The 3727-nt window shown below is 66.2% G+C and carries 3 protein-coding genes; 1 reads left to right on the top strand and 2 read right to left on the bottom strand.

Annotated features, from left to right (window positions below; all coding sequences use genetic code 11):
* The first annotated feature begins 295 nt into the window (after positions 1 to 295).
* On the top strand, positions 296 to 601 hold the full coding sequence (locus ACIPIA_RS12080; protein WP_400509803.1) for a hypothetical protein: 306 nt from the start codon (positions 296 to 298) through the stop codon (positions 599 to 601).
* 76 nt (positions 602 to 677) lie between these two features.
* Here ACIPIA_RS12080 and ACIPIA_RS12085 read toward each other — a convergent pair whose 3' ends face one another.
* Positions 678 to 3074, bottom strand: a complete 2397-nt coding sequence (locus ACIPIA_RS12085) for a transketolase-like TK C-terminal-containing protein (RefSeq protein WP_400509805.1) — start codon at positions 3072 to 3074, stop codon at positions 678 to 680.
* Between the two features lie 163 nt (positions 3075 to 3237).
* Positions 3238 to 3727: invasion associated locus B family protein (locus ACIPIA_RS12090; protein ID WP_400509807.1), on the bottom strand; the 490-nt coding region annotated here is incomplete at its 5' end.

Genomic DNA, 3727 nt, shown 5'->3' on the forward strand with positions numbered 1-3727 from the left:
CCGTTGGGCCGGCCGGTTGCAGGCCGTCCCGAACACCGGCTCCCGGTCACAAGACATCCTGGCTCGATGCCGATGGCGCCGCACCGGCACTGCAATCCGCGGGAGCAGGCGCCGAGGTCATCCGGACGCCACCGGAGCGCCGCAAGCCGCTCCCCAAGCCCGTCCCTCGCAGGCTTTGAGCTCTTGCGGAAAACGCAGCACGCTAACAAAGTTGTTAACGACGGTGAGGTACTCTTCCCGCCGGGTTTCTGATGCCTACATCGAGTGGGTGCGTCCACTCCCGGAGTTTGTCGCCATGATGTCGATCAAGCGTGTTGCCACCGTCCTCACCATCGCCATGGCGGCATCGACCGTCCTGGCCACGATCGCGGAAGCCCAGAGCCGGCGCGGCCCGCTGCGCGTCATCGTTCAGAAGCGCAGCTATTTCGATGCCGGCAACGTCGTCCCGGTCGGTTCGCTGAACCGCTATGCCAGCCAGCACAGCTATGCTTCCCCGGTCTATGCCAGCACTGGCGAACTCTACGGCGAAGGCACGCTCCCTGCCCGGATCGGCGCGGGCGCGAACCCGTTCGCCAACACCTTCTCGACGCCGCGGTTCTGAGCGGCCGGCGCAGTATCGATCTTTGCAGCCAACGACCCGGGGCGCGCTTGGCGGGACCCGGGTTTTGCTTGCCCTGTTACGGCAAGGCCTTGAGGTAGCGCACCGGGCGCCCCGGTGCAGCGGCATTGGCAGCGTGCACGATCGCGTTCGCGTCGATGCCGAAGTGGCGGTAGAGGTCGGCGACGGTGCCGGTCTGCCCGAAATGCTCGACGCCGAGCGCCTTCTGCCTGTGGCCATGGACGCTGCCCAGCCAGGCGAGCGTCGCCGGGTGCCCGTCGAGCACCGAAACGATCCCGCAATCGCGTGAGAGCTCGCCGAGCAGCCGCTCGATATGGCTGCTGGCTGCATGGTTGCCGCGCTGGCGTGCCCGCTCGGCGGCCTGCCAGCCCGCATTGAGCCGGTCGGCCGAGGTGATGGCGAGAAGGCCGACATCGCGCCGATCCTCGCCCAGAAGCCCCACCGCCTCGATCGCTTCGGGTGCCACGGCTCCGGTATAGGCGATCACGACCGAGGCATTCGGGCCGGGCTTCCGCAACCAGTAGGCACCGTCGATGATGTCGCGTTCGAGCTCGGGCGTCATGGCCCGGCCGGGCTGCTCGACCTGCCGCGTCGAGAGGCGCAGATAGACCGAACCGCCGGTCTCGTCGCGCAGCCAGGTCCGCTCGTCGGGATCGCCCTCGCCGTCGCGCTGCATGTAGTCGAAGGACCAGCGCATCATCACGGCGAGCTCGTCGACGAAGGCAGGCTCGAAGGCACAGAGCCCGTCCTGGCTCATGCCGATCAGCGGCGTCGCGATCGACTGGTGGGCGCCACCCTCCGGCGCCAGCGTCACGCCCGACGGCGTCGCCACCAGCATGAAGCGCGCATCCTGGTAGCAGGCGTAGTTCAGCGCATCGAGGCCGCGCGAGATGAAGGGGTCGTAGAGCGTACCGATCGGGATCAGACGCTCGCCGAAGATCGAATGCGACAGCCCGAGCGCCGACAGGTTGATGAACAGGTTCATCTCGGCGATGCCGAGTTCGATATGCTGGCCCTTCGGCGAGAATTCCCACTTCTGCATCGAGGGTATGCGCTCGTCCTTGAAGGTGTCGGCCATCGAGGCCCGGGCGAACAGGCCGCGGCGGTTCACCCAGGGACCGAGATTGGTCGAGACGGTAACGTCAGGCGCCGTCGTGACGATGCGCTCGGCCAGCGCGCCGCCGCCCTTGGCCAGTTCGTCCAGCACCTTGCCGAAGCCCATCTGGGTGGACATCGACGGCTGGATGCCGGCCTCCAGCTTCGCCGGCACCGGCAGTTTGGCCGCCGAGAAGCGCCGACGCCCCTGCGAGAAGAACGGCACCTTGTCGAGGAAGCCCTGGATCTCGCTCTCGGGCAGGCCGAGCCCCTCGAACAGGTCCCATTCATGGCCGGGCCGGATATTGTTGGCCTTGCGGAAGCCGTCGAGCTGCTCCCTGGTCATCAGCCCGGCATGGTTGTCCTTGTGCCCGGCGATCGGCAGGCCGAAGCCCTTCACGGTATAGGCGAGGAAGCAGACCGGCCGATCATGGTCGATGCTCTCGAAGGCTTCGAGGATCGACGGCAGGTCGTGGCCGCCGAGATTGCACATCAGCCTGGAAAGCTCGGCGTCGGAGCGGCTCTCGATCAGCTTCGTCACCGGGCCCTGGTCGCCGAGATCGTCCATCAGGCGCTTGCGCCAGGCCGCGCCGCCCTGGAAGGTCAGCGCCGAATAGAGCTGGTTCGGGCAGGAATCGATCCAGGCCTTCAGCCGCTCGCCGCCTTTCTCCTTGAAAGCGGCCTGCTGCAGAGAGCCGTATTTCAGCGTCACGACATCCCAGCCGAAATTGCGGAACATCGTCTCGAAGCGGTCGTACAATCCCTCGCGAATGACGGCGTCGAGCGACTGGCGGTTGTAGTCGATGATCCACCACGTATTGCGGACACCGTGCTTCCAGCCCTCCATCAGGGCCTCGAAGATGTTGCCTTCGTCGAGCTCGGCGTCGCCGATGAGCGAAACCATGCGGCCTTCCGGGCGGTCCTTCGCCCAGCCATGCGCCTTCACGTAATCCTGCGTCAGCGAGGAGAAGAGCGTCTGCGCGACACCGAGGCCGACCGAGCCCGTCGAGAAGTCGACATCGTCGATGTCCTTCGTCCGGGACGGATAGCTCTGCGCGCCCTTGTAGCCCCGAAAATTCTCGAGCTTCTCGCGCGTCTGCAGGCCCATCAGATAGTTGATGGCGTGGAAGATCGGCGAGGCGTGCGGCTTCACCGCGACGCGGTCCTGCGGCTTGAGGGCGGCCATGTAGAGCGCCGTCATGATCGTGGCGAGCGAGGCCGAGGAGGCCTGGTGCCCGCCCACCTTCATGCCGTCCTCGTTCGGCCGGATGTGGTTGGCGTTGTGGATCGTCCACGAGGCCAGCCAGAGGATCTTCCTCTCCAGTTCGGCCAGAAACGGCAGGCGCGGATCGTTTGTCATCGTTTTTGGCCCGAACTCCCCAGTGCCTCCGATCATGCACGGAAGCACTGGCAGAACGAGCCAAATTTCTGTGCCCTGGCGGGATGCTTTGGCGACTTCCGCTACGACACGGATGCTCGCAGGCGAAAATCGCCAAACGCTGCCCTTGCAGCGGAATTGCCGGCTACTTGTCGATCTGGGCGATGCGGTCGAAGGCAGCGCCGAAGCCGGTCAGCGAGACGTTGAAGGACACCGGTTCGTTGTTCGACAGGTTGAGCGCCGCCACCGTCAGTGCCTTTCCGGCCTTCATCGCGTCGGTCGCAACCGTCGGGAACGAGATCGGCAGCAGGCAGCCCTGCGCCATGCAGGTCGAGAAGCGCAGGCCTTGCCCGAGATCCTTGTCATCGAGCCGCAGCACCGCGCCGTTCTCCAGCTTCATGCCGAAGGGGAACAGGATCGTGCCCTCGGCCCGGCCGTCCTTCGGCGTGCGCAGCTCGATGGCAAAGACCCGCTGGCCCGTCTGGCTGTTGCCCTGGGATTGCAGGAGGACGCAGAGCCGCTGGCCGGCATTGATCCGGCAATCGACCGTCCAGTCGCCATAGGTCTCGTTGATCGCGGTGGCGCCGTTCGGCAGCGCCGCGGCCTGAGCCGCCGGCTGGCCGACGCTCGGCGCG

It is taken from the genome of Allobosea sp. CER48, from assembly GCF_044752385.1.
In the GTDB taxonomy this organism is placed as follows: Bacteria; Pseudomonadota; Alphaproteobacteria; order Rhizobiales; family Beijerinckiaceae; genus Allobosea.